We start from the raw sequence: 22263 nt of genomic DNA, 5'->3' as shown, positions 1-22263 counted from the left end.
AGCCAGTCAAGGTCAGAAAGTGCTCATATCCTTGATTGGTGATTTTTACTATTTTTTTAGGAAACAGCACGAAATGACTCTCCCGGAGTTTGAGAGAGACCTTGTTAAGTGCTCTCTTTTAGTTTATTTGAAGTGCAGTGAGATACATTGAATGTTACTGGAATTTTTGGTTGTAAAAGGATTTTAAATTGATGAAAAGTTTTGGTTAATTAATGGTCTGATCTAAGACGGCTACAAATACAGACTTTTTAATTGATCTGAGGAGAAGAGTCCACTTTTTATTTAGATGATATTCAAATGGAAGTCGTTATGTTGTGGTGTTGGGTTTAGAACACTTAGAGGATGGGGAAAAGAGATGCTGGATTTTAAAGAGCTTGGTGTAAATGGAAACGATTTTGAACTTCTAGTCAGAGAACTTCTATTTAGTATGGGCATGAAAGTATATTGGAGTGGAAAAGGACCTGATGGAGGTAAAGACTTAATATGTATTGAAACTCCAAAAAGTCAGTTATTATCTATTGAAAAGCGTTGGCTTGTTCAATGTAAGCATTTTGCACACGGGGATCGAGCAGTACAAAAGAATGATCTCGATGATATAATTGACTCATGTTATCAACATGATGCAACAGGATATTTACTAGTGTGTTCTACGTATCCTTCTTCTACTGTGGTTAATAGACTTGAAGCTATTACTCAAAACAAAAATAACAACTTATCAGCAATATATTTAGATAGTGTTGCAATTGAAAGAATGCTGTCTACTCCAAGTTCATGGAAAATAGCTCAGAGGTTTTTCCCTATATCTGCTAATGATGGGTGGAAGATATATGCGACCGAAAACCCGAATCGATGGGTGGTTAACTATAAAGGATATTATATTCACTTGTCGAATCGAATAGGTTCATCTGCTGAACCCCACCTAGAAAGTATCACTGCACGTATAAACGAAATTGAACACCTTCCTTTACCTAATAAACATATGATTCGACCTAGAGCAGTACATTTCGATGATAAAAATGGGAACTATACTTGGTATATTGATTATCTCTATCCCTCTGGTGAAATTCCATATTTTTTACACGGATCTATTAAGGAGATACTTCGTCATGGGTATGTTCTGGAGGATGGGCAAAGTTACTCTTTCGATGTGCATCTATACTCGTATTCAGAAAATAGTGATCATTTCGATGCTGATCACTATGATTATTATCAACCCTTCTTAGGTAGTTTTTCTTGGGGATTTGAGCGGAAGGAGCAGATAAACTATCACAGTTTATACGAGCTGGAAGGGTGGGAACTGGAAGGGGAAAAACAAGAGAAATCAGTGAGTGAATCTTTCGAAAGGTTGGTGAACACCTTGTCGAAATTAGATTTTGTTAGCGTAATTAGATCGATTAATAGTAGTGTTGAGGCAATCGAATTGTTCAATCAAGTTAATGATTGGACTGAAATATCTTTTGAACGCGATATTTCATTCGAGCATCTTTTTTCAGCAGAAATAATTTGTGTAATAGACAATGAAAAGAAGCTTGATCGTTTGATGCGCGGATTACCAATATCTATAATGATGCATTTTAAAATATCAAAAAGATTTGTTTATCTACCTGATATGGATGAAAATGAAGATCCAGATGCAGTATATGATTTTGTTATTATGATCCACCCTAGTTATATGAAAAACAAATTCGCTACAAGGATAAAACTTATGGAATACTTCGATGAACTTAGCGATGCAATTGAAAAGTTTCAGAATGAACAATCTGATATTCATTAGTTACTCGGGTGACATCAAAACTGCGACTACACCCGTAGAAGCTTATGTTTCGTTATCTTCGGACAGGGGTTCGACTCCCCTCGCCTCCATTTAAAAAACCCGCTCACTGAGTGAAGTGCACCCCTTAGAATAGACATTGGAATAAACCCCTAGTTTATCCGATGAAATCTAGGGGGTGCATTTTTTATGCCAGCGAAAAAAGGAACAAAGTTTAATGAGTATACGTTTGAAACCAAGGTAGAGGCTATACGACTCCATATCGAAGAAGGTTGGACGTATCGTAGACTCATGGAGAAGTTTGGGATCGCAGATCGACATATTTAAGGGATTCTGGCGTGCCTGATGTTTTAGTTCTAGTTTTCGTTAAACTGATTAAGTGTAAGTGTGGGTATGGAAGACATGCGAGGGATGGAAATAATCCGGATGCCAGTATTTTTGATGAGCAGGATGATGTGTACACTAATCAAGAGGTTGAAAGCATGCTTGGTTTTGAGATAGAAGCTTTCTCGGAATTTGCGGAGAAATATGAAGAAAGTATCTCTGAAAAAGATTTGTTGAAATTTCGGGATGTCCTCAGAAAGCAACCAATGCTGGCGTTTAAGAATAAGACAGGAGCAGCCATATACAATGTTCTAAAAAAACATTACGATGCTGGAGAGTACGACATATTAAAAGCTTCAGAAGTAAAGCTATTTAGAGGTAGAACAAGAGCAGTGGACTCCAGTAAGGCTTACACAGTTGAGGAGTTGTGGATAGCTCTGCTAGGCAAGCCTTCACATGGTCGGTATAACTCTATTGGTGTACCTGTACTGTATGTAACGAATCAAGAACGCGCCATTCCTTATGAGATTAATCCTTCACATGATCAACTTATTGATATCGCTACTTTTGATATTCTCAAGAAGAAACTAAAACTGTTTAACTTGGGGGCGTTTGATTCGAACTTCGAAGTTTTTTTAGCGAAGTTAATGAAGATACGAATATCGTAAAAACAGCATATTTATTACCCAATTATATTGGAGCATGTTGTAATGAGTTCTGGCGGATCATTATCAGTGAGTCCAGCACACGCAATTGGTAATTTCGGTTGTTTCCTATGTTCTATGCCATTCCAATAATAATTCGCTGGGTTTTTGAGACATTGGAGCTTGCCATGCAATCCGAACCGAAGGGGCGTCCACTGCTCACGGCGACCGTGGATATCAGTATACTTCTTTGAAATTTAAGGAGAGGTTAGACGAATCGAGGCTGGAACAAGGCATGTCCCGAGTGAGCTGTTGTATTGATAACGGGCCGATGGAGTCCTTCTGGGGGATATTGAAATGTGAGAAGTACTACCTGCATAGTTACCGAACCTTTGAAGAACTCCAACGGAGTACATCCATTTTTACAATAACGAACGATTACAGGCCAAACCAAACGGCCTCAGTCCGTGGAATTCAGGACCAAGGTCGCTTAAATATCTCTTATTATTTATACTGTCTACTAGACGGGGGGCAGTTGAAATTGTATTGAAACCAGAAATATGGCATGACACATCGAAATATTTAAAGTAATTTGTCAATAATATACTCCAGACTTGGAACAGACATATCTTTGTATGGTTATATACTCATACCTTCATCAGAACGATAGATATTGACAGGCTGCACTTGTATATAAAGAAAAGAGAACAACAGGGGAAGGTTACCTGTTTCCCACTTTGCTTGCTTTGGTGTGTATATACCAAGTATTCATATTTTTTATAGAGGTAATTTATGCGTGTAATGTTCTGTTTGCGGATCAAAGATAAAGCCTAATGAATGATAAAAAGCTCTTCCTTCATTTGTTAATGTTCTTAAGACCAGTATTTTAAAATATTGTCTGGCGTGGGTGATAATATACTCCACTAACTTACGGCCAACTCCATGGCGTCTGTAAACAGGTGATACATAAACTCTGCGTAAACGCGATACATACTTATCATTTAGGAAAGGATCTTGATTCAACCCACATATGCCAATCAACTTTTCTGAATGATATGCACCGATTAGTAGTTCGCCTTTTTTATCAAAACGGTTAATGTTATGTTTGTATTCTTCAGTTAACCGTCTTAAATAGGAAAAACCCTCTAATTCACTTGATTTTACCAAAGGTAGAATTTCTGAAGCGACTAAACAGTGTATGATTTTGATTTCAATAACTTTTAGCATCACTATACCTCCTTGTAGCATTTTAACTTAAGAAAAAAAGGCAATTAATATAAGTGTAGCTTATCAATACGGTGAACGGCTTCTTCAAGAAGTTTGTCCGAGCTCACAAGACTGAATCGAACAAAACCCTCACCCGAATTGCCAAAACCAGAACCCGGAACAGTTACCACATGAGCTTGGTTTAGCAATATCTCACTAAAATGCATAGAAGAGAATCCTTTAGGTGTAGGGATCCAGCAAAAAAAAGACCCTTTTGAAGGGATTGCTTCACAATTGATGCTATGAAGAGCATTATAAAATACATCTCTTCTTGTTTGATAAAGGGATACTAAATCTTTTACACAATCTTGTGAGCCGAGCAGTGCCTCACAAGCTGCTTTTTGAATAGGTCCAAAAATTCCACAATATTGGTGGTTCTGAAATTTATTTATCATGTTTATAATTTTGGAGTTTCCTATTATAAATCCTATTCTCCAGCCAGCCATATTGTATATTTTAGAGAGTGTATATATTTCAACTCCTACTTTCTTGGCACGGGGATGCTTAAGAAAACTCTCAGGCTTCAGTCCGTCGAAGACAATGGGACCATAGGCAAAATCACTGGCAATCACGATATTATGATAGAGTGCAAATTCTATCAACCTGTCGTAGAATTCTGAAGTTGCTACAGCTCCTGTCGGATTATTCGGATAATTCACAAACATTAGTTTACTTCGCCTTGCTTGCTCGTATGAAATAAGATCTAAATTCGGCAAATAATTTGAATTTTTATCTAGTGGCAATGAAATCATTTCTCCACCTGTTAGATCAATTCCTGACCAATAGTCAGTATATCCTGGATCTGGAACTATGCATGCATCTCCTTGATTTAGCAGGCACTGACAGAGTTCTATGATCCCGGTTTTCCCTCCGGGGATCACTGCTATTTCATTTTCTGGATCTAAATGAACTTTGTAATCTTCCCAATATCGTTTTGCAACAGCTTGTTTCAAAAAGAAATAGCCTTCAAAGGGCGGATACCGATGATTTTCACTCAATTCAGCTTCTTCCTGGAGTTTTCTCACAATATGTGTAGGCGTTGGGAGGTCATGATTTCCCGTACTCAGATTAATTATATCCGCGCCACTTTCTTTCATAGTCGTGGCATTTCGTATAATCTGCTGAAAAAAATGGACGGGTAGTCTTTCGAATGCATTGGAAGGTACTATTTTGAATTCACTTTTGGTCCTCATCACTGTAATACCTTATCCTTGATAATTAGCGGCGCACTCTGCAATTGAAGAGCAACCTCAATAATTGTATCTTCCTGACCAGCGACGACTTTCCTTTTGCCAAGTTCCAGGAAAAGCTCTAGCGGATTAACGTGATACTCTTCGGCAGCTCTTTCAATTGGTTTTAAGAATGTGGATACGACACCGGAAATTCCACACATTATAGCATTTGGGGCAATCAGCGGGTGCTCAATTTCTAGGATTTTACGCAATTCGGGAATGCGTTCAATCAACAGATTGCTGTTAATACCTGTAGTGTATTTCATTTTATCCAGTAGCATAACTAATAACTCTATTTGGGTGTTGCCTGCACCAGCACCATATCCTAGAAGTGTTCCATCTATGATTGAAGCTCCTGATTCAATTGCTGCAAGAGAGTTAGCGATGGCCAAACCAAGATTGTTATGGGCATGAAAGCCAACAGGAATGTTTAGCTGGGAGGAAAGCAGTGAAATTCTTTGCTTCACTTCATCCGGTAACAGAGCACCCGCTGAATCCATTAGAACAATCCCATACGCTCCGTAAGACTCCATCTTATGCGCTTCCTGAAGTAGTCTTTCCGGTTGAGCCATATGGCTCATCATCAGCACTCCGTAAACTTCGGAATTTCTCTTTCTTACAAATTCAATATGTTTCTGAGTAACATTTGCTTCGGTACAATGTGAAGCGATTCGAAAAATATCAACGCCTGCTTCGAATGCTGGTTCCAAATCTTTATGAATAGTTGCAAATCCAGGTATGACATGCACTGCTAGTTTAGAAGTAGTTAGCATAGCGCGTGCTGCTGTCAGCATTTCATAATCAGAAGTTAATGATTCTCCTAATTGTAAAGAAGAGGCCCCAATACCACAGCCATGCCCTACTTCAACTACAGGAATACCAATAGAATTTGCAGCTTTGCAGTATTCTTCAATTTGAAATGGGTTAAACCGATGACTGTTAGCATGTGAGCCGTCGCGTAATGTGGGATCATAGACAGTAACATTCATTGACCAACCACCTCGCTTCTATAAGAATTGAGTACATATTCTTCAGCTATTTTGATTGCCGCACAATTAATAATATCTAGATTGCCGGAATAGGAAGGGAGAAAATCTCCCGAACCTTGAACCGAGGCCATCAATACTATTCGCTCATTATCAATTACAGGAGGAGATATGATACGGTATCCACTTGCGTACTCTTGGATTTTGGCTACCATAGTTTGGACTTCCTGATTAAGTTTGTCCAAATGGTAATCTTTAACTTTAGCAAAAACTGTAGTTTGCATATTAATCGCAGGAGAAGCCGGATTAAGAATTAGAATAGCTTTGACTTTAGTGCAGCCCGTAAAATATTTTAACGCCTGTTCTGTCGTTTCGATATATTCATCTAAATTTGAACGAGTAGCATTACCTGCACTTAAAGAAGAAATAGTTGTAACTACTTCTATATATTGAGTATTTTTGTGGGTTTCGCTGATTGCATAAGCCAAGGGAATCGACACTTGTCCCCCACACGTAATCAGTCCCACATTATTATGTAGAAGACTTTCAGCAGTGTTTAGGGCAGGAATACAAGGAAACCCGAGATTTGACGGAGTAATATCAATTATTTTTTTATTAAGGGCTTTTAAAATCGGGGCATGCTTGAAATGGTTTTCTGCCGAGCTTGCATCAAACACCAGGTTACAAGAAGAAGGATTCTCAATAATCTCCTGAATCCCCCTATGGGAGGTTTTTATACCAATCTCTTGAGCGGTTCTGAGACCATCGGATTCTGGGTTTCTGCCTATAAAGACACTGCATTCAAGATATGGCGACTTTATAATTTTCCTAAGTAGATCTGTACCTATTTTCCCACTACCAATTATTGCACATTTTAATTTTGGAAATGTAGTTAGCATAAGTTTCTCACGTCCTTTCAATAAACTGTAAATGGTTTCTGCGGGTCTAGCATTACATACCGACGTACTTGGAATAAAGCGATTTTGCTTGAGAAAGATCGCTTGTACCCTGAACTAGTACACGACCATCTTCAAAATATATCAACTGATATGAATCTACATGAAGCTTTACAAGAAACTTATTGTAATCAACAGTCCCCAGATGTCCAATTTTATTTGATAGTGCTTCTAAGTTTACCTTTTTAGGATTTGATGGAGTGATTTGAATGGTATTTCTACCGCAAAGAGAGGTGAAGTTATCATATGTTTTCGCTGGGTCTAGAAAATTAAATTGATGCTTTCCGCAACATGGACACTCTGGGTTTATTGGTCCAATCTCGAAATGTTCAACTTCATTATGCCAAATATCAAGATGTTGAATAAAAGAGCTAAGCATATGCTCATTAGCTGTCAGAATCTTCAGAGCCTCAGTGGCTTGATATGAAGCTACAATGTTTACTAAAGGTCCCAAAACCCCTGAAGTATCACAAGTTTCACCGTGGTTAAGATCAGAAGAATATTCATAAAGACAGCAAAAGCAAGGTGTAATATGAGGGCGGATCACAGAAAACATTCCGTTTGAGCTAACTGCACCGCCATAAATCCATGGCGTATTACTTTTTACGCATACATCATTAATGAGAAACCGTGTTAAGAAATTATCAGTTCCGTCCAATACGAGATCAAATCCATCCAAAAGTAATTCGGCATTACCGGAATTGATGTCAGCGACAACAGGATCTATTTTGACAGAGGAGTTAATTAAGTTTAGTTTGTTAAATGCTGCAACTGCCTTTGGCAAAAACTGCTCAACATCGGTTTCATCATAGAGCATCTGCCGTTGCAGATTACTGGTTTCAACGAAATCCCTGTCAATAATTCGAATGTACCCTACCCCCGATCGAACCATATGGTTGGCTAACACCGAGCCTAACGCCCCCAAGCCTACAATCGCTACTCGGCTACTCAAAAGCTTGCTCTGTCCTGATTTCCCAATAGGTGAAAATAGTGTTTGTCTTGAATACCTGTCCATAAAGCTACCTCCTAGTATCTTTTAAATGACAAGATGGTTCTACAAGAAGAAATGAAAAATTTCTGGAAATTTAGTATGGTAAAAATCCCCTCTCTATGATAAGCTAACTAAAAAAATACGTCAATCTACTATAAATGTTAAAAATTTTAAATTATTAAAAAATTTATAAGTGTAATATTTTAAGAGGATGGTTATTTATATGGAAATTATTTATTTAGATAATGCAGCTACGACTTGGCCTAAACCCCAGAGTGTAATTGATGCAGTTCATGGACATCTCTTATACGGCGTTAATCCTGGAAGAGGAAACTACAAAATGTCGGTAAAAACTGGGGATTTATTGTCTGAAACGAGAATTAAATTAGCAAAATTGTTTAATATAAACAATTATAATTCCATTATATTCACCTTAAATGCCACTCACGCTTTAAATCAGGCAATCCATGGTTATCTCAAGGCTGGTTCCCATATTATTACGACTACTCTTGAGCACAATTCTGTTAGACGTCCTCTGGAAAAATTGCGAAAAAGCGGACTGATTGAGATTACTTATATTTCTCCTGAGAAAGATTGGACATGGGATTTAGATAAATTTAAAGCTGAAATTAGAAAGGATACCGCACTTATTATCGTTTCCCATGTTTCTAATTTGACTGGGTCCATTACACCGATAGAGAAAATTGGTTCTCTATCTAAAGAATTTAATATTCCTTTTTTAGTGGATGCTTCGCAGTCTGCAGGGGTTATTAAGATAGATGTACAAAAAATGCATATTGATATGCTTGCCTTTCCTGGACACAAAGGTTTGTATGGCCCACAGGGAACTGGGGGGTTATACCTTAATCCGAAATTGAAGTTGGAACCATTAATGCAAGGGGGAACAGGTAATCATTCCGAAGATTCAGATCAGCCACAATTGTTGCCTTTCCGGTATGAGAGCGGTACACAAAATACTTTAGGTATCAGTGGACTTTTAGCGGGTGTGAATTTTGTAATGGAACATACGGTAGAGTACATATATGAGAAGGAGATGGAATTAGCCAAACTTCTAATTGGAGAATTGAAAAACATAAAACAAATAAAAGTATACGGTCCAGACGATTTACGAATGCGTACGGGAGTTATTTCCTTTAATGTGAATGGAATTGAGCCTATTTTGCTAGGGCAATTGCTTGATGAGCATTTTGGAATTGCTCTTAGAACAGGCTTCCATTGTACCCCATTAGCCCATCAAACAGCTGGTTCGTTCTCAACAGGTTCGCTTCGGGCTAGCTTTGGTTTTTATAATACGAAAGAAGACGTATATGCACTTGTGACTGCCTTAAAAGATATTATTGAAAGCTTCAATATTGTATGAAGTAGCTTAAAAGAAGTTTGGAAAGGAGGTGAGAAAGTTGGACATGATGAAGGTTGCTAATGTTATTTTTATGGATAAAATGGTGGAAAATGAAATATACTCACACTGCATTCGAAAGCTCAACTGTCATTATATGCCTGAAGAAACCTTGGAACAGCAAGCTTTTGGATTGGTTGGAGGAAGGATAGACAATAATGTGCTTTCGGTACAAATGGTTATACCATTATGTGAAAATTTTCGCTATGACCAATCAATGCGAGATGATATGAATGAGGCGATAATAAACTATTCAATTCCTGCTGAACTTGCTGTCGAAGAACGTGCATGGACTGCATCTCCGAAAGAAGTGCAGAAGGCGTTGGCATTATTTGATAAGTACGACTTATCTTTAATCGGCTCGTATCACATGCATCATGAAAATTCGTGGAATGGAATTCAATCAAAAGAACTTCCGTCGAAGTTAGATGAATACTTGGCTCGTGATTCTGAAATGGTAATGTTTATTGTCTATATATCTGATACTGGAGAAGCAAAGGTGCGGGCATTTTATGAAGGTAAGCTTGGAGAAGAAATTAAGATTTTCCTTAAGTAATTTGAAAATGGGGGAGAAAAACTCGATGGAAATTACCGTTAAGTATTTAACTGCAGTGAAAAAAATAACAGGAATTTCTTCGGAAAAATTTAAAGCTCCAGTAAATTGTAATTTGGAAAATTTGTTTCTTGATCAAATATGTAGTAGTTATGGAGCATTCAAGGGTTATGTCGATAATATGTTAAACAGCAATGGAAAAATATTGTTTTTTTTGAATAACAATATTGTCAATGATTTGCGGGGAACGTTTTTGAACGACGGAGATGTGATTACTATTATGTCGCCTATTGCAGGTGGTTAATTTGTGAACCAGCATAATGAAAAAATTAGAGGGAGTGAGAAAGTTGAACAACCATAAAATCGAGTATGTTGATCTGAGAAGCGATACCGTTACTTCTCCAACTCAAGAAATGCGTCAAGAGATCTATATGGCTAGAGTTGGGGACCACGGATACGGTGAGGATGAAACGACCATTGAGCTGGAACAATATTGTGCCAGATTGTTTGGTAAAGAAGCTGCGCTCTTTATGCCTTCAGGTACAATGAGTGATCAGGTATCTATTCGATGTTGGACAGAATCAGGAGATGAAGTCATACTTGACCGGAGCTATCATATTAATTACTTCCAAGCAGGTCCATCAACTGATCTGGGGAAAATACTATTACATACGTGCGAAACAGAAGATGGAGTACTCGGAGTTGAACAGATTGATAATGCTATCACGCAAAGAATCCGAGGCAATTTATTTAGTAGGCCAGCTTTGATTTCCTTAGAAAATACAATTAACGGACATGGTGGACGTATCTTTCCTATAGAGGCTTTAAAGGATGTTTACAGCTATGCCCAGGCCAAAGGGATACCAGTGCATATAGACGGAGAACGATTCTTAAACGCTTGTGTGGCTACTAACATTCCTGTAAATGAATATGCCTCATTCTCTGATAGTATTTCTTGTTCATTTTCGAAGGGATTGGGTGCACCGTTTGGATCGATCATTATGGGGAAATCAGAGTTTATTGAAAAGGCAAAAAAATACCGCAGATGGTATGGAGGTAGTCTCCATCAATCGGGATTCATGGCTGGAGCTGCTTTGTATGCTATTACCAATAATATTTCTAGATTGAAAGAAGATCATGATCATGCAAAATTATTGGCAACTTTGATCCAGTCCAATTGTGAATGTGAGTTAGATATAGAGCCTCCAGAGACGAACATGATTATGCTGGATACGAGAAAATTAGGAATTAAAGCAGTTAACTTTGCAGAAAAATGTAAAGAAATGGGTGTTTTGGTCTACCCGTGGGCCCCATACACTATTCGGGCTGTAACCCACCTCGATATTAATACGGAAAAGATCAGACTGGCATCTAATGTAATTGCTAATTTATGTTCGCAAGCAATGCAACATAGCCAAACAGAAAGAAGATTACAAGGTGTTGAACTTTAAAATCCTATATTCGGCACACTTGCTTGGAATATTGTTTTTGGCATACTAATTAGTAGGATCGCGTTCTTTATGAGTATGCTGTTTATTTAAATTGATCATACTCAAATTAAAGGAATATCACCTCCAATGACAGGGCTAATTTTAGGCTCAAGTTCACTTGGAGGTGTAATAGTAAGTTTTTCTGCTGATAAGTCTATTCCTATAAGTCCTGGAACAAAAAATAATGTTGCTATCTTCATATTTGAAGAACCTATTCTGTCATGTGGAGCGCCTAAAAGATGACCATGATAATACAAAGCTATTTTCAAAGCGAATAAATCTAAATTTTCAAAATTAGAGATTAGTGATACAGAGATAAAAATTGTCATGATTCATACAAAAACTTAGGAATGACGGCCATGTAGTTGGTATAGTCCTTAAAAAAATAAATTTATGGTTATATCCCTATGGAGAATATGTTGTGAGGTAGATTATAAGTGTTAATGTAAACGGAGAAGATATTGTAAGTGTTGCAAATTTAGTGAAAAATGCACTTCAGAAAATTATAGTTACTGAGAGTGTGAGTAAGGGGGCGTAAGGTGATTAATAAATTTCTAACGATACGACCAATAACTTGGAATATCTTGATAGGAACTCTATTTAGCCGCATTGCATATTTTATGTGTATGCCATTTCTTGCTATTTATCTCACGTCAATAAAGGGAATTCCAGCAAGTGTAGCAGGGATAATTTTAGCGTCTAGTGCTTTGGTGGGAGTCATCACAAGCTTTTGGGGCGGTGTATTGACCGATCAATATGGTGCCAGAAAGATATTAATTAGTACAGCAGTGGTCTGGGCTTTAGTCTTTTTTTCATTTACGGTAGCAAGCAGCGCATTACAATTTTTTATAATAAATGTTTTAAATGGTATTTGTTATTCCATATTTGAGCCAGCAACGCGGAAGGTTTTATCTGACTATGCCAGTGAAGGAAATAAGCTAATGGTTTTTAATTTCCGATTGACGGCATTGAACTTGGGCGCCATTATAGGTCCAATACTCGGTATTGCTCTTGGCAAAAATTCGAGTATCCTGCCATTTGTGTTATTAGGCACTATGTATCTGCTATATGGCTTTTCGATTTTGTTGACATTGAAGGAAAATGGCACAGTAGAGAAGGGCACTCAAAAGAGTGAAGTCAAGCTAGTACCTGCCCTCAAGGTTATCTTTACAGATAAGGTGTTCATGTGGACTTTAGTGGGGACTATTTTTACATTTACTGGTTACTCGCATTTGACGTCAACACTCCCTCAATACTTTAGCGAACCCAGCATTTTTACGAAAGGTGTAGAGACATTTTCAATTTTGCTCTCTGTAAATGGATTTGTGGTGATTTTAATTCAATATCCTGTCGTTAACCTCATGAAGCGCTTTACACCCTTCATATCTATTGCATTAGGTAACGTACTAATCAGTTTAAGTTTAGTGATGTTTTCACTATCCCATCATTTTGTTTATTTGATTGCGACCATGGTGGTATTTACTGTAGGTGAGCTTTTGTTGGGGGCAATGATAGATTTTCTGATTGATGAGCTCGCTGTAGAGTCGCTAAAAGGCACCTATTTTGGTGCTATAAGTTTTATGAGGTTAGGTAATGCCCTAGGACCGATGCTCGGAGGCGTTGGTATCAGTGTTTTAGGATTTGGGAAATCAACCCTTCTATTTTCTATTCTTGCAGTAATTACATTATTTGGAGTTTTGGCTCTATTAGTATCAAGGAATTTGTATTTAAGAGAAAACAATATGAAGATAATGGAGGCTCTGAGGAAAAATGCATAGTAAAAAACGATTGTTTCTAGTGGGAATTGCACCAGATTTAACAAAAAGAGCTGTTTTGAGAGCAAAGCAAATGAATTATGAGGTTATAGTTGGTGAGACGCCTACAGAAATGCAGAAGAATAGGGCTCTGGTAGAGGCGGCAGATCAAGTTATTGAAGTTAATATTAATGATTTTAATGCTCTGTATTCTGTGGCAGAACAACTTCATCATGAGAAAAAAATTGATGGGATGTACACGTTTAGAGAATTTTCTTCTGAACCGACGGCTAAAGTGATTGAAAAGTTGGGATTGTATGGCTTGCCGTTTGACGTTGTAGAAGCCTGCAACGATAAATTTAAAACAAAGGCTAATTTTGAAAAGCAGGGTGTTTTATCTGCGAAGTATCAATTGTGCAGCACTTTAGAAGAAGTAGAGGACTTTTTTAAAAGTATAGCTGCACCTATCATAATTAAGCCTTTAAAAATGCAAGGAAGCTTAGGGGTATTTAAAATTACCAAAGAAGAAGAAATTCATCTTTTTTTTGAGCGTTGCAAAACAGAAGGCAATGACGGAGTTGTCTTAGCAGAAGAGTTTATTGAAGGGCAAGAGATTTCATTAGAGGTCGTCGTGTGTAATGGTAAAGTTTACGTTTTAGGCGTGACTGAAAAGTTATTATTCCCAGGGACATTCGTTGAGAGGGGGCATACCACAGCCTATGAATCAGAAGTGTTAGATGCTGAAGACTTCCAAAATATCGCTGAAAACATTGTAAAAGCTGCAAGTGTTTTTTTTGGTGCCATGTTTATAGAAGGATTTGTTACACCAAAAGGTTTTTATTGTGGTGAAATACACACACGTTACGGTGGAGATCAAATTAGCACAATTACAGAGTTAGGGAATAAGTATGATCTCATTACGCCTATTTTTTCAGAGCTTATGGGAGAAGTAGTTGAAGTTGTACCAGTGGGAGAGAGAGAGATTTCTGGGGCGAGATTTATTTCTGCAAAGCCAGGAAAGATTGTTGAAATAGAAGGTGTTGAAGCGATTAAACGGATGGACGGAGTACATTCTATCGATTTATATTGCCAAGTAGGAAATGTTGTAAATGAATTATGTTGGAATCGTGATCGATTAGGGTGTGTGGTTGCCAAAGCCCCATCTAGGGAGGCTCTTGAATCGATTTTTAATGATGTATTTAACGTTTTAAGAATTGAAACGGTTTAAAGGGGAAGAGAGGAGAGTTATTATGAAAAATATTTTAATTATTCATCTACCTAACCCAAGTCGAAAAATGCATTTTCAGCAGGCAAAGGTCTATGGTGCAACATTATATTTGATGATGGAAAACCCAACATGGGAACTTGAATATGTGGACCACGTCGTATGTGCCAACGTTAGAAAAATAGAAGAGGCGGTACAAAGCGCTAAGGCTTTATCGCAAAAAGTTGCCATAGATGGGGTTGTCACATTTGTAGAACATGCAGTGCCTACTGCAGCGGCAGTTGCTGAAGCGCTAGGTCTGCCTTTTATTTCTCAAGAAGCTGCCTATAAGTCGAGAAATAAATATGAAATGCGTCAGCAGTATGAAGCGTTTGGTATAAAGTGTCCCGAATATGCTCTTGTAGATAGCGTTGATGAAGCAAGAGCATTTACTAAGCAATCTGGGTATCCTGTTGTGGTTAAGCCAATAATAGGGGGCGGCAGCCTAGCTGTTCTTAAAATAAATAATGAAAAGGAATTGAGAGCGCATTTTGAAAGTATGAGGCTTTCAGTATGGGCGACTTTTAAGGAGGATGCGGTGTATCCTAAAGCGTGGGCAGTTTATGGTGGAAAGATACTTATCGAGGAATACATAAAAGGGATAGAAATTAGTGTCGAGTCATTAACTTATGAGGATGTGACTGAGGTATTGGCGATACACGATAAGCAAATGCCAGAAGAGTCCAATTTTTTTCCAGAGGTGATGTTTTCAACACCAACCTCCTTCCCTCAAAATATTGAAGAAAAAGTCATTCAGACGACTCAAATAGCCAATAAAGCGCTTGGAATTCATTGTGGTGCAACGCATACGGAATATAGAATTACCGATGATAATGAACTGTACATCATAGAAACAGGGGCGAGAATAGGGGGCGGACCTATCTTTTTATCCGTCCTGAACTCTACAAAGATTAATATGATACACAAAATTATGGATATCGCTCTAGGGATAAATCCTAAAATCAAAAAAATCCAACCAGACCCAATTGCTTTTTATCAACATTTCATTGATGCAGATGGGATTGTGGATGAGGTTGATGTTGTGGGTATTGAACGTATTCATCAAAACCCTAATCTCGTAGAGCTACATATTTATAGAACAAAAGGCGATCGAATTATTTCAGAAAGGCGAACCTTAGCGCATGCCCATGTTATTGCTAAAGGCGAGACGGTTGAATTGGCCTTAAAAAATGTGTGTGAGATGGCGCAAAATATTCATTTTAGACTTACAGACGGGTAAATATGAAAGGGTTGATGGGCGTATTCAAGGGAAAAGTGCTTGAATGTTGCGATTATAGGTACGGGCAATATAGGAGCGAGTCTATTGTACAAAGTACAGAAAAGTTCTTATTTACATTGCACGCTATTTCTCGGAAGAAGAGAAAGCTTCCCAAATCTTCAAAATGCTGAACGTATAAATCATTTGATGAAACTCGAAGATACATGCGTAATGGGAAACATGCATAATTGTATCTCTTATTTACAATCGACTTTTAGACGTGAATTGTCTCAGAATCTCTTTAACATCATTGGATTCTTAAACACATAATAGGTGAAATCACCAGATTAAATTTTATTCACCACGAAGAATTACGAATAGCTAGGTTAGACCGAGGAAATTGCCCGTAATTGCGGTTCCAAGCGAACAAAGTCTCTCTGAGTGGTTTATGAAGGCACAGAAAGAGTGCTTAGTAGTGATAAGATTTTTAATGATAAACAACAAAAGGAACTATTAAAGCAGTTTCGATATCATGAATAATTTATTTATGCAAAAAGGTATAATCCGTTTTCAGACTAAGCTATGTGCACTCTTAATCGACCAATTAGAATTCGACAAGGATTTTTGGGAATATTATTTTTTAATTGGTTCCCTTGTGACTTTTGCCACTTTGAGGACCGGTGGAAAATTCAATACTTATCAGGAACCACGTTGCACATAACAAGTTGATTTATAATTAATTGTTTGGGAAATTTAAAACTAGCATGGGCCAGTTATTAAAAGTTATTACCGAGGTTGAAGAGAAACTCTTAACTTATCTGGAAGATGAGTTAAGAGTTTTTCAATTAATTGGAATAGATATATGAAGCCGTTTCCTTTCATGGAGACCTTGATTCAATAAGTCTTATCAAGGAAAAAACCGTGTTAATATTCTCGAATCCGATTCGATAGTGAAATATTTTAAGAATATATTATTTACACTTTGATAATCCTCTAAAACAATAACTATATTACAGAGCTACTTTAGAAGGCACTTTTTTGCAAAACTATCAGTAGGAGATTCAAATTGTTACCGGATTGCCTCGAGTTGCACTTAGCGCAGGAAGGAAATTGATATAGGGATACTAAAGGGAGAGCCAGTTTGATCTTCATATAGTGAGCTATCATGGTTGTCCTGTGAAATTTATAGTCCTCTCTGTTTCATTTGTGCAGACATCAAAAGCTAGTCACATGATTTTTTTTGGGATATTGTAACGGGTAGCTATTCATATTTCAATCTAGATCGTAAAGGCTCTTTAGAGTATAGATTGTGGTTACTGTCATTAATGTAACTGAGAAATAAGGGTGTATTATTAGTTACCAACATTAATGTAATTCAAAATATTGATGAATTACCCGAAATTACTTGTAAGTATGGGATTTCTCAGTTACCAACTTTAATGTAACTAAACACATGAAATTATTAAGGGACAAATTGTACTAGAACTTGTAGACATCATGTCTACAAACTTGGATTATAAATTTTATGCACTGCATATAACTGAATAGTATTGATTTTTCATTTACATAAGTTTAATTTGAAAGGGAAAAGAGCAGGTAGAAAGAATGCTTGGCAAGCAGTTTGAAAGGGAATTTGTTCCATTTCTTAAAGAAAAATAGCGACGGTACCGATGTTGGCGTAGAATGACGCTTTCGTCGGTACCGTCAATTTTTTTAGGTTCAATGGGGATGATTATTTGCCCTTAAAAAAGAAAAGGAACATCTGGTGTGTGCTCTCATGATAATTTCTTTTTTTTTGGCTAAGACGGATTTAGTTTGATCGGTAGTCCGTTCCTATTCATCCTCATTTCTATATTAATTTCAGAAATATACATTGAAAATAACGCTTCGTATGGTTCTTTCTGTAAACATAATCTCTATTCTGGCCGATACATACATAAGATGGGCTATTGTTAAATATCCCCTCTTACTTTCGTATTTTGAAGTAAACTCTCATCCTTTTAAGAAGAAGGGACTACCTCTATGAACTATATGGACGAGCATATCCTAAGTCTCAAAAATAAGCTTAATCATGATGCAGCATCTAATAACGTAAATACGAACCTATCTCAAGCTGATGTACCCGATCAGGACAACTCCGTTGCTGAACAAAACAGGGTGCTACGGATGGGTGATGAGCTGATCCCGTTGGAATGGAAAACGATTTTGGATGGACAAATGGCGGTTAGCATCCCCAAATTTTTTAGCCTGATGCCACTGGAGCAAGCCCGATTTAAATATCCCTCGGAACAACGTCCGCAGATCATTTATACCTCTTTGGACGGTACGGTGAACATCACCTTTAATCCGACAGAATCGGCTTTGGAGGTGGACGAGCTTCTCGAGTTTGTAGAACAAATGGCAGATGTATTGCGGTCTGTACAACCGATTCGTAACTGGATCGGTACGGAAATGATTGTGAATCCTTCCGGGCTGGCCATCGGGCTGATTCGTTTTGTGGCAGCAGGTGTGGACGTTAATCTGTACAACGAAATGCTGTTGTTTGTCCATGAGGGACAGGTGACGATGGGTACGTTTAACTGTATGGAATCGGACATGGAAGCGTGGTTGCCTGTGGCAGAAAATACAGTGCAATCGCTCCATATTGTTCCGTCACCTTCGGATTCCACATTTGAGAAAGGAGTGGCTTTCCTATGAGCCTCGGTTACGATCAAATTCAAATCTATCCCTTCGAGTTGGTTGAGCTGGAGCAGCTTACCCTCACAAAAAAATCAATGAGCATACCCGGCTCTATTTTACAGGAATTATCCCCGAGGATATGCAGGACAGCTATGTGGAAACAACGGAAAAGAACACCGCCATTCAGGTGAGCCAACGGGATGAATCGGGCGAAAGCAAGCCGCTCTTCAGCGGAATGGCTCTATCAGTCGAAGTTAAGGTCGTGCGGGACGTGTACTATCTGGAAGTGGAGGCAATCTCCCATACCTACAGGATGGATATCCTAAAGCGTACTCGCTCTTCAATATACCAAAATGACCATTCCTCAGATGCTGGAGCAGATTGGCAAGGACTACGAAGGGCTGGATGTGATTGATGGAGCGACAGGTGGAGAGCAAATCGGAAGGCTTGCCATCCAGTATCAGGAGACGGACTGGGCGTTCTTGAGACGTATAGCCTCCCGGTATCATACGAGCCTGATGCCTGTGGCTCGTTTTGACAGTCCTAAATTTTATTTTGGCATTGAGGATAGCCCTGCACAGGTCGTGCTGGATCATACCCGTTATACCGTGCGCAAGCAGATGCTGCCTTTCCGTTATTTTCAGGAAAATGAGCAGGCGATGGTGACAGAAAATGACTTTATTTTATATGAGGTAGAAACGGACGAGGTACTGGATTTGGGAGCTCAGATGGCCTTTCAGGGACACAGCTTGTATGTAGTGGAAGCCTATACCGAAAAGGGCTGCTGCGGCATCAATATGTGCTTGCCTCGTACAAAGGCTTACGGCAAAAAAGCTACTATCAGGAAAAGCTGGCGGGAGCCTCTTTAAGCGGTATGGTTGTGGACGTCCGCCAGGATCAGGTGCGCATCCATCTGGATTGCGATGAGAAGCAGGATGTAGATAAGGCACACTGGTTCAACTATTCGACGGTGTATAGTGCTGGGGGCCATACTGGCTGGTATGTGATGCCGGAAAAAGGTGATCCGGTTTCACTCTATTTTCCGGGCAGTCGTGAAGAAGATGGGATAGCGGGGAGGGCGGTTCGACGTGCAGGCAGAGGGGACGGACACAACAAGTTTTCCAATCCGCAGATGAAAATATGGCGAACACCCCATTTTATCAAGCTGGACGACAAGGAAGGCATTCATATCGTAAGCAGCAAGCAAGTAAGTATCTCAGCGGGTGGAAATTTGAGTCTATCTGCTGGGAAAACGATGAGTCTGTCCGCAGGCAGTGAGCTGCGTATGGATTGCAACGGCAGTCATATTCAATTGAGCGGATCAGTGGATATGAAGGGCAGTGAAGTGAAGTCGAATTAGGCTGTAGTGCGGCAGTATGATGATATGACATATGAAGAGCTTCAACTAGTGGAGGAATGCAAATGGAGAAGCCTATAGATGAGCTAAACCCGCAGCAGCAAGTCATCTTAAATCAGGCGTGGTTCCTGATCCGCAGAGACTGGGCGCTGAAGTTCAAAGCGAAGCAAGATCAGCGGATTCAAGCCTGTGTCGAGGAGTTTCGGGGATATTGCCGGGACATTCGGCAAGAGCAGCTTCAAGGAAGAAAAGAAAAGATCGGTTATATCACGTACTCCATGCTACGTACCACATGGTTGGAGGAGCGGCCTACCTATCTGGTGGAGGCAGCGAACGCTTTATGGGTACTTGATCCTGAACCGATCCGATTCGAATGGGATACAAGCTGGACATATTCCTATTGGACCGATTTGCAACAAAAATTGCGAAGGGAGGTAGAGAAGCAGCATGTTTCTCTACCGGAGCTTGAATGGGAGCAGGTCATGCTGGAGGCAGCGGTACATATTCATGTACTTGTTGTAAATATAATGCGGCTGGCGATGAAATATGCGGTGCACTTACCTGAATTTCAGGAGCTGGATCGGGAAGAAACATTTGAGATTCGTGTGGGGGAATATATGGACCACACTGTATCGGTGTATAAAGAAGATCGCAGAGCGTTGGAGGCGAGCGAAATCCGGTCGTGGCTGGAGGAACAAGAAGAGCATGCCTATAGCTATCAGGCGTTGGAGAAAATCCAGCTTTCGGACGGAGATTATAGTCAGTTGGATTTCCGCTATACGGCTTTTCGCCAAATCGAGATGGAACATAGTCGCTTGCATGGCTGTGTCTTGGTTGGAACGATGTGGCAGGAAAGTCAACTCGATGGAATCGACTTAACGTACAGCTTGCTTCATGGAGCCGATTTTAGCGGATGCTCGATGAAAGGGGCGATACTGGATGTCGTTATGGGTAACGCCGGATATGGCTCGGATGCTTCTTTAGATTGGGAGCCATTGGGTTTTGCTGGCGTAGATTTCACAGGGGCGAGTTTGCAGGGGGCCCGTTTTCAAGATGCACAGTTGCGAGGAGCCGTATTTCAAAATTCGTTACTACAAAGGGCGTTCTTGAACGGGGCGGATCTTACGGATGCCTGCTTTGCTGGAGCGGATGTGTCAGGTGCTTCCTTTAAAGGGGCTTGTTTGATCGGAACTGATTTTACGGACGCCAATGTACAAGGAGTCATATTTACCGATGCACAGCGTAGAGGAGCCATTGGATTGGAATGGGCAACTCTTGAGGCTTCCCTTTCATACAAAGAGCCGTCTGCGTCTGCACAGGCGAGGGATGCCGTTAGAAAAAGGGAGTGGCTGCATTGAGATATTTTCGACTGATGGTAGACGAGCGGGTAAAACATCGGGTGGAGCCTGCTGCGCTGACTCCTCTGCAAGTAGAAGACATCTTGACAGAGACCCAGGGACAGAAACAGCAGGATGATCCTCTTTTTCTGGCTGTACATACCGATTCACGAACAGTGTACCCGGACTTGTTGGAATTTCCTCTGCCGCTGGTGTCGGATCGGCTGAAAGCATTATTGGAAAAATATATGCCGGGACTGAAATGGAAAGCGGCCGTCCTTACTAATTTCCAGCAGGTCAGACAGGAGGTGTACTGGGTGCTTCGTCCGCCGATGGTGGACTGTTTGTCCGCACAAACGGAATGGTACCCCAATGATACGTTGAAGCATTTAGTGCTCAAACCGGGAGATATCCCATCGTCCGTTTTTCGGATTGTGGGATTGATCGAACCTCATATCTATATCCATTTGGCTGTGGCAGAAAGTCTGCTGCGTCGATCTTTTACAGGCATTCGAGTACAAAGAATCGAGATGGAGCACTAAGGAGGAAGGAGTAAGGTGGGAGAAGCCCAAGTGAAACCAGGAACGGGTGCAAAAAAGAGCTATGTCGTGGCAGGAGCAATTTTAAGCTGTAGTTATGGCACGCAGCCTACCCGTTTGAAACGACCTTTTAGCCCTGGGGTCTACGTGAAAAACAAAGCGCAAATGAACATTGGAGATTACGTGCCTAGAGTGAACATTCAGTCTTTTGGGAATTGCTCCAGTCTTCTAAATCCAGCCGTACAGGCTAGTGAGATGGTGGACATCTATGGCGTGAAGAAGGCTCCGTGTGTTCCGGTCCTGACCATGCCGTGGCTGAACGGGAAAAGTGACGTGAAGATCGAGGGCAGCCCGCCTTGACACAGAACTGTACCCATCAATGTCTGTATTGTGGTCATATCCGAATTGAAAATGACGGGCAGGAGCTGGATTAAGGGCCTGTTTCAAAGCCGTTGGGTTTCGGAAGCGGCCTCGCGGCTTTAAG

General features: G+C 39.6%; 19 protein-coding genes and 2 pseudogenes. 15 read left to right on the top strand and 6 right to left on the bottom strand.

Translation table 11 applies throughout. From position 1 onward, the window contains the following. Nucleotides 1–355: 355 nt before the first annotated feature. The 3 genes from ACL9RM_RS22780 to ACL9RM_RS22770 all read left to right on the top strand — a co-directional run bounded on the left by ACL9RM_RS22780 (nucleotide 356) and on the right by ACL9RM_RS22770 (nucleotide 2763). Nucleotides 356–1774: a restriction endonuclease gene (locus ACL9RM_RS22780; protein WP_209940426.1), complete on the top strand. Its 1419-nt coding sequence runs from the start codon at nucleotides 356–358 to the stop codon at nucleotides 1772–1774. 186 nt (nucleotides 1775–1960) lie between these two features. Continuing rightward, complete coding sequence (locus ACL9RM_RS22775) at nucleotides 1961–2098, top strand: hypothetical protein (RefSeq protein WP_209940425.1); 138 nt, start codon at nucleotides 1961–1963, stop codon at nucleotides 2096–2098. 11 nt (nucleotides 2099–2109) lie between these two features. Continuing rightward, complete coding sequence (locus ACL9RM_RS22770; RefSeq protein WP_209940424.1) at nucleotides 2110–2763, top strand: hypothetical protein; 654 nt, start codon at nucleotides 2110–2112, stop codon at nucleotides 2761–2763. Between the two features lie 753 nt (nucleotides 2764–3516). Here ACL9RM_RS22770 and ACL9RM_RS22765 read toward each other — a convergent pair. The 5 genes from ACL9RM_RS22765 to ACL9RM_RS22745 are packed head-to-tail and all read right to left on the bottom strand — an operon-like array spanning nucleotide 3517 to nucleotide 8194. Further along, entirely contained in the window at nucleotides 3517–3966 is a 450-nt protein-coding gene (locus tag ACL9RM_RS22765) for a GNAT family N-acetyltransferase (RefSeq protein WP_336077679.1), read from the bottom strand. A 44-nt stretch (nucleotides 3967–4010) separates the two neighbouring features. Then, a complete protein-coding gene (locus tag ACL9RM_RS22760; protein ID WP_209943531.1) occupies nucleotides 4011–5198 on the bottom strand; it encodes an aminotransferase class I/II-fold pyridoxal phosphate-dependent enzyme in 1188 nt (395 codons plus the stop codon). Then, nucleotides 5198–6226 carry a 4-hydroxy-2-oxovalerate aldolase gene (dmpG, locus tag ACL9RM_RS22755; RefSeq protein ID WP_209940422.1) on the bottom strand — a complete coding sequence of 343 codons (1029 nt, stop codon included), beginning with the start codon at nucleotides 6224–6226 and terminating at the stop codon, nucleotides 5198–5200. The genes ACL9RM_RS22760 and dmpG overlap by 1 nt, the downstream gene beginning before the upstream one ends. Continuing rightward, entirely contained in the window at nucleotides 6223–7122 is a 900-nt protein-coding gene (locus ACL9RM_RS22750; protein ID WP_209940421.1) for an acetaldehyde dehydrogenase (acetylating), read from the bottom strand. Before ACL9RM_RS22750 ends, dmpG begins: the two co-directional genes overlap by 4 nt. A gap of 52 nt (nucleotides 7123–7174) precedes the next feature. Further along, on the bottom strand, nucleotides 7175–8194 hold the full coding sequence (locus ACL9RM_RS22745) for a ThiF family adenylyltransferase (RefSeq protein WP_209940420.1): 1020 nt from the start codon (nucleotides 8192–8194) through the stop codon (nucleotides 7175–7177). A gap of 199 nt (nucleotides 8195–8393) precedes the next feature. On the opposite strand from ACL9RM_RS22745, the gene ACL9RM_RS22740 reads away from it, so the two are divergent. The 4 genes from ACL9RM_RS22740 to ACL9RM_RS22725 are packed head-to-tail and all read left to right on the top strand — an operon-like array spanning nucleotide 8394 to nucleotide 11591. After that, the gene (locus ACL9RM_RS22740) at nucleotides 8394–9551 is read left to right on the top strand and encodes an aminotransferase class V-fold PLP-dependent enzyme (protein ID WP_209940419.1); all 1158 of its coding nucleotides are present in this window, start codon (nucleotides 8394–8396) and stop codon (nucleotides 9549–9551) included. Nucleotides 9552–9588: 37 nt separating this feature from the next. After that, on the top strand, nucleotides 9589–10143 hold the full coding sequence (locus ACL9RM_RS22735; protein WP_414126565.1) for a hypothetical protein: 555 nt from the start codon (nucleotides 9589–9591) through the stop codon (nucleotides 10141–10143). A 25-nt stretch (nucleotides 10144–10168) separates the two neighbouring features. Beyond that, nucleotides 10169–10444: a MoaD/ThiS family protein gene (locus tag ACL9RM_RS22730; RefSeq protein ID WP_209940417.1), complete on the top strand. Its 276-nt coding sequence runs from the start codon at nucleotides 10169–10171 to the stop codon at nucleotides 10442–10444. Between the two features lie 16 nt (nucleotides 10445–10460). After that, nucleotides 10461–11591, top strand: coding sequence for a threonine aldolase family protein (locus ACL9RM_RS22725; protein WP_422759395.1), 1131 nt, complete (start codon nucleotides 10461–10463; stop codon nucleotides 11589–11591). A gap of 101 nt (nucleotides 11592–11692) precedes the next feature. On the opposite strand, the gene ACL9RM_RS22720 is transcribed toward ACL9RM_RS22725, so the two are convergent. Further along, nucleotides 11693–11959: a hypothetical protein gene (locus ACL9RM_RS22720; RefSeq protein ID WP_209940415.1), complete on the bottom strand. Its 267-nt coding sequence runs from the start codon at nucleotides 11957–11959 to the stop codon at nucleotides 11693–11695. A gap of 210 nt (nucleotides 11960–12169) precedes the next feature. Between ACL9RM_RS22720 and ACL9RM_RS22715 the strand changes: the two genes are divergently transcribed. From ACL9RM_RS22715 to ACL9RM_RS22680, 8 genes and pseudogenes are all read left to right on the top strand, one after another. Beyond that, on the top strand, nucleotides 12170–13408 hold the full coding sequence (locus ACL9RM_RS22715; protein WP_414126564.1) for an MDR family MFS transporter: 1239 nt from the start codon (nucleotides 12170–12172) through the stop codon (nucleotides 13406–13408). Next, complete coding sequence (locus ACL9RM_RS22710; RefSeq protein WP_209940413.1) at nucleotides 13401–14612, top strand: ATP-grasp domain-containing protein; 1212 nt, start codon at nucleotides 13401–13403, stop codon at nucleotides 14610–14612. Before ACL9RM_RS22715 ends, ACL9RM_RS22710 begins: the two co-directional genes overlap by 8 nt. Before the next feature lie 22 nt (nucleotides 14613–14634). Further along, the gene (locus ACL9RM_RS22705) at nucleotides 14635–15888 is read left to right on the top strand and encodes an ATP-grasp domain-containing protein (RefSeq protein WP_209940412.1); all 1254 of its coding nucleotides are present in this window, start codon (nucleotides 14635–14637) and stop codon (nucleotides 15886–15888) included. A 2001-nt stretch (nucleotides 15889–17889) separates the two neighbouring features. Continuing rightward, complete coding sequence (locus ACL9RM_RS22700; protein WP_209949696.1) at nucleotides 17890–18564, top strand: hypothetical protein; 675 nt, start codon at nucleotides 17890–17892, stop codon at nucleotides 18562–18564. After that, nucleotides 18561–19906: pseudogene (locus ACL9RM_RS22695) on the top strand (phage baseplate assembly protein V). The gene ACL9RM_RS22700 and the pseudogene ACL9RM_RS22695 overlap by 4 nt, the downstream one beginning before the upstream one ends. A 62-nt stretch (nucleotides 19907–19968) precedes the next feature. Beyond that, on the top strand, nucleotides 19969–21261 hold the full coding sequence (locus tag ACL9RM_RS22690; RefSeq protein ID WP_209940410.1) for a pentapeptide repeat-containing protein: 1293 nt from the start codon (nucleotides 19969–19971) through the stop codon (nucleotides 21259–21261). Nucleotides 21262–21275: 14 nt separating this feature from the next. Continuing rightward, nucleotides 21276–21782, top strand: a complete 507-nt coding sequence (locus tag ACL9RM_RS22685; RefSeq protein ID WP_209943530.1) for a hypothetical protein — start codon at nucleotides 21276–21278, stop codon at nucleotides 21780–21782. Between the two features lie 15 nt (nucleotides 21783–21797). Further along, nucleotides 21798–22213 (top strand): annotated as a pseudogene (locus ACL9RM_RS22680) (DUF4280 domain-containing protein). Nucleotides 22214–22263 lie beyond the last annotated feature (50 nt).

It is taken from the genome of Paenibacillus sp. S29, assembly GCF_049319765.1.
GTDB lineage: Bacteria > Bacillota > Bacilli > Paenibacillales > Paenibacillaceae > Paenibacillus > Paenibacillus polymyxa_B.
Note: the sequence above shows the minus strand (reverse complement) of the source record. Positions and strands in the feature narration are given on the sequence as shown.

Excerpts from the sequence above, each read along its gene's own strand:
- ACL9RM_RS22780 (WP_209940426.1), top strand. The coding sequence starts at position 356 with ATGCTGGATTTTAAAGAGCTTGGTGTAAATGGAAACGATTTTGAACTT.
- ACL9RM_RS22775 (WP_209940425.1), top strand. The coding sequence starts at position 1,961 with ATGCCAGCGAAAAAAGGAACAAAGTTTAATGAGTATACGTTTGAAACC.
- ACL9RM_RS22765 (WP_336077679.1), bottom strand. The coding sequence starts at position 3,966 with ATGCTAAAAGTTATTGAAATCAAAATCATACACTGTTTAGTCGCTTCA.
- ACL9RM_RS22760 (WP_209943531.1), bottom strand. The coding sequence starts at position 5,198 with ATGAGGACCAAAAGTGAATTCAAAATAGTACCTTCCAATGCATTCGAA.
- dmpG (WP_209940422.1), bottom strand. The coding sequence starts at position 6,226 with ATGAATGTTACTGTCTATGATCCCACATTACGCGACGGCTCACATGCT.
- ACL9RM_RS22750 (WP_209940421.1), bottom strand. The coding sequence starts at position 7,122 with ATGCTAACTACATTTCCAAAATTAAAATGTGCAATAATTGGTAGTGGG.
- ACL9RM_RS22745 (WP_209940420.1), bottom strand. The coding sequence starts at position 8,194 with ATGGACAGGTATTCAAGACAAACACTATTTTCACCTATTGGGAAATCA.
- ACL9RM_RS22740 (WP_209940419.1), top strand. The coding sequence starts at position 8,394 with ATGGAAATTATTTATTTAGATAATGCAGCTACGACTTGGCCTAAACCC.
- ACL9RM_RS22730 (WP_209940417.1), top strand. The coding sequence starts at position 10,169 with ATGGAAATTACCGTTAAGTATTTAACTGCAGTGAAAAAAATAACAGGA.
- ACL9RM_RS22725 (WP_422759395.1), top strand. The coding sequence starts at position 10,461 with ATGAAAAAATTAGAGGGAGTGAGAAAGTTGAACAACCATAAAATCGAG.
- ACL9RM_RS22720 (WP_209940415.1), bottom strand. The coding sequence starts at position 11,959 with ATGACAATTTTTATCTCTGTATCACTAATCTCTAATTTTGAAAATTTA.
- ACL9RM_RS22710 (WP_209940413.1), top strand. The coding sequence starts at position 13,401 with ATGCATAGTAAAAAACGATTGTTTCTAGTGGGAATTGCACCAGATTTA.
- ACL9RM_RS22705 (WP_209940412.1), top strand. The coding sequence starts at position 14,635 with ATGAAAAATATTTTAATTATTCATCTACCTAACCCAAGTCGAAAAATG.
- ACL9RM_RS22700 (WP_209949696.1), top strand. The coding sequence starts at position 17,890 with ATGAACTATATGGACGAGCATATCCTAAGTCTCAAAAATAAGCTTAAT.
- ACL9RM_RS22690 (WP_209940410.1), top strand. The coding sequence starts at position 19,969 with ATGGAGAAGCCTATAGATGAGCTAAACCCGCAGCAGCAAGTCATCTTA.
- ACL9RM_RS22685 (WP_209943530.1), top strand. The coding sequence starts at position 21,276 with ATGGTAGACGAGCGGGTAAAACATCGGGTGGAGCCTGCTGCGCTGACT.